We start from the raw sequence: 6,000 nt of genomic DNA, 5'->3' as shown, positions 1-6,000 counted from the left end.
TCGTCGCGAGCGACGCCCGCCTGATCGCCGGCTTCCTCAAGCGCGGCATGCACCCCGGCGGCGGGCACTTCGTGATCCTGTTGCGGCTGATCGGCTGCGGGGCCGTCGCGGCGATGGCGCTGTTCGGCGAGGAGATCGACGGCACCAAGGCCGTGCAGCTGGGCCTGGCGTGGGAGTCGGTGGACGACGCCGACGTCGAGTAGCGCGCGTCGGAGCTGGCCGGCCGCGTCGCCGCCGACCCGGAGCTGGCGCGGGTGGCCGTGGGCAACTTCCGGCGGGAGGTCGTCAACGGCGCGGTGAGCTGGGAGGTCGCCAGCCAGTTCGAGCGCCCCGCGCAGATGTGGTCGATGCGCCGGCAGGCCAGCCGGGACTGCGACCGCTCACACCGCCTCGGGGACGTGCAGGTGGGCGAGGTCGAGGTCCATCTCGGCGACGTCCACGATCTTGGCGCCCATGGCCTGGGCGAACTGCTCGCGCAGGGACCGGGCGTGCTTGCGCACCAGCCTCGCGGCGTCGCGGTTCTCGAAGCTGGTGACGCTGACGGTCCGGCCGAGACGCCGGTCGACCAGCATGCTGACGCTGCAGAAGCCGGGCAGCTCCTGCAGCTTGGGCAGCAGGTTGTGCCGGTAGGCGTCGAGTAGGTGGTTGAGGCGGTCCGGCGCTATGCGGGCCCAGGTGACCTGCCCGCCGGCGCGGTCCCCGGCCGGACGGTCCCGGTGGAGCACCGCGATGTCCCACTCCTGGACGTCGGCGTGCTCGCCGAGTTCGAGAACGGGCAGAGCACCCTGCTGCTGCAGGCGCTGAACCACCTCGGCGTCTGACGACCGTCCCGGATCAGCTCAACCGGCGAGGGCCGGCTGCCACTGCTCGGTCTCCTGGGTCGCATACGGGCGCCAGATCACCTCGAACGCCTCGGCCGACTCGCTCGCCTCGCCGGCGTCGAAGTCGAAACCCCCCGTGTAGGACGCAGCCCAGTGCTCCGGCTCCTTGGCGGGAATGGCGTTGACGGCGTAGTTCGTCCCGTGCTCGGCGTCGAACTGCTCGTAGGTCGAGATGGCTTCGGCTTCGGCCACTTCCCGGTCGGTGACGACGTTCACGATCAGCGCCGCAGAGCCGTCCTGGCGCGCGATGTCCTCGATGATCAGCTTGATCTGGTTCTTGTACTCGTCGGTGGAGTAGTCGAGCGGGCTGGTCAGCACCCAGTACTGATCCAGGGCGGCCGGGCCCACGTTCTCGTCGACCACGACGACCTCGTACTGCGGCCCCGTGTAGATGTATGTGTCGGGCTGGGTCTCCGCAGACGGGGGTGTCTCGGACGGCTGCCCGCTGGGGGTGACCTCGGTCGGTGCCGTGGTCGCCTGGGGTGTGCTGCCTCCCGGCCGGCTCGCTACCACGACTGCGACGACCAGGGCAAACACGACCAGGCCGCCCGCCGCAGCGAGGGCGAACTGCTGCGTCGTCGACTTCAGCCGGCCGAAGGCGGACCAGTGCGCGGCGATAAGTGCCACGCACAACTGCCAAGCGTTCTTCGGCTTCACCCGACGGAAGGTCAACTCGGTCCGCAGCTTGCCCTGAGTCTGGCTGTCCAGTTCCCAGCCGTCCTTAGCCGCCTTGGCGATCGTCCGTGCTTCGGTGCCGCGGAGTGCGCGAGCGGACGTGTACTCGTACTGCACGTCGTCGCCGGCGGTGGGCTGTGCGGATCGGGAATCGCTCCCGTCGGTCGTGAACACCGCGGGAGCGTAACGACGGCTTGGCGCCGTTTTGGGGACCTCCGGGGAAGCGCCCGGCCCTCCCTTCGGGAGCATCGTGAAGATTGGTGACTGAGAGTCGCGCACTTCCTCCGATTGCGAGAGGGCAGTGAACGGGTGAGATTCCTGGGAACCGAAAAATTGCGGAACGTGACGGTCTCCCGAGTGGGCCGCACGGGGCAAGCGGGTCGATTGGGGTTTCCCGCGCCGTGATACTGGATAGTGAGACCAGGTCGGGACGCTCAGGTGGTGGAGGACGACGTCGAACTCGGCCACATCTGGCGCACATGCGCAATGCGCGGCGGACTCGCCGTGGATGCCAACGGCCCCGCTGGCGGGAGGCATCCATGGACCGTCGGTCGATGTAGGCGGCGGTGAGCGAGTTGTCACAGAGCACGGCCTACCGCCGGTACTCGCAGGCTCGCGGTACCGGCTGACGAGCCGCTGTTACAGCCTTCCGACGTGCGCTGGGTGAGCGCCAGAACTTGCCGTCGGGCGGGCCCCGCGCCCGCGCCGACGGCCGTCCCTCAGGCCATCGTCGACCACGCGAACCGCGTCCGCCACAACCCGGGCAGCATGAAGGTGGGCGGCCATCAGGCGTCCAGCGCGTCCATGGTCGCGACCATGACCAGCCTGTGGCTCGAGCAGCTCCGGGCCCAGGACCGGCTCAGCGTCAAGCCGCACGCCCCTCCGGGGAGCTGCTCGCGCAGCTGACTTGACCGTTGTCGGTGCCCGGTCAGGTGAGTTGCTCGTGCCGGAATGTCTCGCCGTGGGGGTATATGAGCTCGACCTCGAAGCAGTCCGCGGCGACATGCTCGAGGAAGCCGCGAGCGGTCCCGGTGGGTGCGACCGGGAGCAGGACCGCGATGGACTCGACGGTGGTCCGGTCGTCGAGCGCGGAGGTGTTCGCTGTGTACCGGTAGGCGGCTGCCTGAGCCCACGCGTGAGCGACGGTGACGACGTCGGCGGCGGCTTTCGCCTCCACGATGCGCCGGATGGTCGGCTCGTACACGTCGGCGCGCAGTTCACCGATGGGGTGCTCTCGGAGGTAGCGGTGCGGGAGTGTCGCGACATACGCGGCGACGAGGTCCGCTTCGAGCTGCTGGCGGGCTGGTGAGGCCGGCGGTTGCACGGCGACGGCCTCGGCCCGTTGAGTGAAGCGGCCGGCTGTGTCGAAGCGTGACGGAAGGTCGGTCCGCTGCCAGTAGACGCGGCCGCTCTTGAGCTCGTGACCTTTCAGTCGCTCGTGCATGGCGTCGTAGACGTCGCAGTGCCGGTAACGCCCGCCGAGCTCTTCGAACGCCTCCCAGATGGACCGGCTGCCGCCCGGTCGGTCGTTGCGGGTGCATGGCCACTGCAGAGACAGGACCGCGCCCGCGACCTCATGGAGTGGTGCGGGTGCGGCGTCGCCGGGGGCGGGGGCGGCGCATGCCCTCGATGGCGTAGAACATCACGTCGGTGCGTTCGAGGTCCAAGACGGCACGGGTGACCGCCAAGGTTGCCTCATCGGTATAGCCGCCCGCCTTGAGGTGGTCGATGACCTCGCTCCACTGCAGCAGATCTTCCCCGAGGTGCTGCTCGATGTAGCGGGTTGCGACGGCAATGACGTGGTCGAGGTTCTGCGAGGCAGAGGCGGCACCCATGGCCACGGACGCTAACCTCCTGGACCGCCGAGCCAGTCTGACGCCCTTAGGCGAGGCGGGGGATGACCCCCTCCCGGTAGACCCCACCTTCTCGCTGTTCGCGCGTGGACGTCAGGAGTTGAAGCACACCCGGTAGAGGAAGCCCTAGCTCCCTGGCTTCACGGCCTCGACAACGGCGGGATAGCGGTACTCGTCCTCGTCGACCAGTCCCGGTGAAGCACCGGCACCGACGGGCGGTGGCCCGCTGTCGACGAGGTTGACTACACCCACTTCTCGGGACGTCACCCGGCTGGGGCGCGCTTGTTGTTGGTCCCGCTGCTGCCATGCGAGGGTGCATCTTCCATAGTGCGACAACTCGGGGCGGGGAAATGGCAAGCGATCGGGAGATTGCTCAAGAGATTGCACAGTCTGTCCGACTGGCGGAATCGCAGAGCAAGCGGCGCTCCTGGCGCAAGGTGACGACTCTGCTAGCCGCCTTCGGTCTCTACAACCTGACTGACGCCGCCCGCAGCCGCATCGGCAGAGCGTTGGACGAGGCGGGCCTGGTGGTGGAACCGCCGATGGCGGTGGTTCAGCGCGCTGGCAGCGTGCGGCTGTCGTCACGCAACCCCATCACGCACGATGAGCCCGAGACAGCGGGAGCGCTTCCCCACGGCGTATCCCTGTGGAGATGGCCAGCAGGAGTCGCCGTCGCTGCGGTCCCGGCGGATGTCGCAGCCGCGACGCCGGTTTTCGTGGACGTTGTGGTCGGGCACGCTGATGGGGACAGGCTCCGCGACGCTTTGCTCAAGTTGCTCCCGGACCTTCCACCCGAGGCAATCGATGACCTGCTGCAGGCCGATGTCGAGGCGTCGTTCAAGCGAACGCACGCGTCTGGGGGACCTCGCCTAGCCAGCGTGTATATGGCGCTTCCATCACATGACCAAGCAAGGCAGGTGCCGTCAGTTGAGGTGCGCCGAGCGCTCGTCGAACTCGCGGTTACTCCAAACTGCTTGCTCGTCGTTCGCCACACAGCCGAGATCGAGGTCGACGGGGCTTCGACAGGCGATGCCGACGTCCCCGTGCCAGAGGCGTACATCGCTGAGCTCCAAGCCCTCGGACTGGCTGGTGCGGCGGACCCTCTAGAGGCTGCGATGATCGTGTTGGAGCACGCCGTCAACAGTTTCGGCGTATTGGAGGCAGACCTGGCTTCCAGGCTCGACTTCTGGCGGCTCACATTCGCCAGAAAGCCCAGCCCGGAACGTGGGCTTCTCGTCGGGCTGCAGGCAAGTTTGCCCAATGTCACGCAGGCTCTGCAGCCGCTGAGGCACCCGTCGGCTCTCGCCTGGGCAGGGTTCGAGCAGGAACGTGAAGCAAAGCACGTCCGAGACCAGGTTGAACGTACTCTGGAAGCGCTACAAGCCTTGGGTGGCGCGGCAGCAAGTGCTCTCAGCTTGGTGGACCAGCTCCGCGCCGAGCGATATCAGGAACGATTGGCGACGTTGGCCGCGGTTCTACTGGCCCCGGGTCTTGTGGCTGCTGTCTTCGGCTCGAACGCCAACCTCCAAGACGATTGGCTCGACCTGCTAGTGCTCCTCCTGGCGATGCCAGGAACGGCCATCTTGAGTTACCTAGGGATCTCACGGCTCTTCCGAGCCGCGGACTGACCTGCTCGCTCCCTGGAGGGCCGTGGTCGCCGAGTTCGAGAAGGAGCAGAGCACGCCGCTACTGCATGCCCTGGCGCACGTCGGGATCTGACCGTCCTTCCGGTGACCGCAGGCCGACGCGCCCCGCCCGCGCCGGCCGCCGTCCTCAGGCCATCTCGGGGACGCGCAGGTGGTGGATCGCCAGCTCGAACGCGGCGATCAGCATGACCTCCGAGTCTGTCTCCGCGGTGAACCGCTCGCGCATGCCCCGCACCGTCTCGGCGAAGCCCTCCAGCGAGCTGCGGTCGTAGGTGGCCGTCAGGACGCTCCTGCCGGTCTGGCAGTCGCCCATCAGGCTCACGCTGCAAAACCCGGGATGCCGTCCAGTCGCGGCACGATGCCGGTGCGGAAGGTCTCGGTCATTTGGTACATGCGGCCGGCATCCCCGCGACTCCAGGTGACGCGGCAGCAGGCCCCCTCCAGAGCCTGGTGCGCGCGATGCAGGAGGGCGATCTCCCACTCTTGGACGTCGAACGGGCCACCCATCGCATCGGCGGCCTGCTCGCGCATGGCACGGACCGCGTCCCGCTGAGGGGACTAGAACCCGTGACCCCCACACTGCCAGTGGTACCACGGCCCGCGAGGAGCCGCGGGGCCGCCTGACAAGCGTGGTTCGTCGTCTCATCCCTGGCTTGCCTGGCTCTGGGCGCCGGCCGTCTGCACACGTTTTGCACACCTGCGGCGGCCCGCTTCCGACGGCAGGAATGCGACAGCCGAGCGCCCGCTGCGTCGTGGGCGCGCGGGAAGGTCCGACACGCTGGGTTGCCTTGGCCTGCAGTGAACTGTCGGCGTCCGTCGCTACCGTCCCCGGCGGGGGATGGCGGCCTCCAGGAACTCACCTCTGCGGTGAGCCGGTCGCGAAAGCGGATGCCCACTCCTTCGGGTGGGCTGGTGTGATCGGAGGTTCGACCCGGTGGCTGCGCT

The 6,000-nt window shown here is 68.2% G+C and carries 7 protein-coding genes and 1 pseudogene; 2 read left to right on the top strand and 6 right to left on the bottom strand.

Features of this window, described 5'->3' with window-relative positions:
• Positions 1-203 (top strand): annotated as a pseudogene (locus BLQ97_RS23345) (enoyl-CoA hydratase/isomerase family protein); the annotation flags it as partial.
• 177 nt (positions 204-380) lie between these two features.
• Here the strand turns inward: BLQ97_RS23345 and BLQ97_RS12535 are convergent.
• The 4 genes from BLQ97_RS12535 to BLQ97_RS12515 form a co-directional block, all read right to left on the bottom strand.
• Complete coding sequence (locus tag BLQ97_RS12535; RefSeq protein WP_175471712.1) at positions 381-725, bottom strand: hypothetical protein; 345 nt, start codon at positions 723-725, stop codon at positions 381-383.
• Positions 726-839: 114 nt separating this feature from the next.
• Positions 840-1,730 carry a hypothetical protein gene (locus BLQ97_RS12530; RefSeq protein WP_091366185.1) on the bottom strand — a complete coding sequence of 297 codons (891 nt, stop codon included), beginning with the start codon at positions 1,728-1,730 and terminating at the stop codon, positions 840-842.
• Between the two features lie 754 nt (positions 1,731-2,484).
• Positions 2,485-3,000, bottom strand: coding sequence for a hypothetical protein (locus BLQ97_RS12520; RefSeq protein ID WP_091366184.1), 516 nt, complete (start codon positions 2,998-3,000; stop codon positions 2,485-2,487).
• Between the two features lie 130 nt (positions 3,001-3,130).
• The gene (locus tag BLQ97_RS12515; protein ID WP_091366183.1) at positions 3,131-3,397 is read right to left on the bottom strand and encodes a hypothetical protein; all 267 of its coding nucleotides are present in this window, start codon (positions 3,395-3,397) and stop codon (positions 3,131-3,133) included.
• A 449-nt stretch (positions 3,398-3,846) separates the two neighbouring features.
• On the opposite strand from BLQ97_RS12515, the gene BLQ97_RS12510 reads away from it, so the two are divergent.
• The gene (locus tag BLQ97_RS12510) at positions 3,847-5,037 is read left to right on the top strand and encodes a hypothetical protein (protein WP_091366182.1); all 1,191 of its coding nucleotides are present in this window, start codon (positions 3,847-3,849) and stop codon (positions 5,035-5,037) included.
• Between the two features lie 145 nt (positions 5,038-5,182).
• Here the strand turns inward: BLQ97_RS12510 and BLQ97_RS12505 are convergent, their stop codons facing one another.
• Both BLQ97_RS12505 and BLQ97_RS12500 read right to left on the bottom strand, forming a co-directional pair.
• Positions 5,183-5,368 carry a hypothetical protein gene (locus tag BLQ97_RS12505; protein ID WP_139173613.1) on the bottom strand — a complete coding sequence of 62 codons (186 nt, stop codon included), beginning with the start codon at positions 5,366-5,368 and terminating at the stop codon, positions 5,183-5,185.
• A 5-nt stretch (positions 5,369-5,373) separates the two neighbouring features.
• Entirely contained in the window at positions 5,374-5,586 is a 213-nt protein-coding gene (locus BLQ97_RS12500; RefSeq protein ID WP_091366180.1) for a hypothetical protein, read from the bottom strand.
• Positions 5,587-6,000 lie beyond the last annotated feature (414 nt).

The sequence above is a fragment of the Geodermatophilus telluris genome (assembly GCF_900102745.1).
In the GTDB taxonomy this organism is placed as follows: Bacteria; Actinomycetota; Actinomycetes; order Mycobacteriales; family Geodermatophilaceae; genus Geodermatophilus; species Geodermatophilus telluris.
This window is presented reverse-complemented; position numbering and strand designations above follow the sequence as displayed.

What these genes read in the sequence shown, in the direction of transcription:
- BLQ97_RS12505 (WP_139173613.1), bottom strand. Translation starts at nt 5,368, where the DNA reads ATGGGCGACTGCCAGACCGGCAGGAGCGTCCTGACGGCCACCTACGAC.
- BLQ97_RS12520 (WP_091366184.1), bottom strand. Translation starts at nt 3,000, where the DNA reads ATGCACGAGCGACTGAAAGGTCACGAGCTCAAGAGCGGCCGCGTCTAC.
- BLQ97_RS12500 (WP_091366180.1), bottom strand. Translation starts at nt 5,586, where the DNA reads ATGCGCGAGCAGGCCGCCGATGCGATGGGTGGCCCGTTCGACGTCCAA.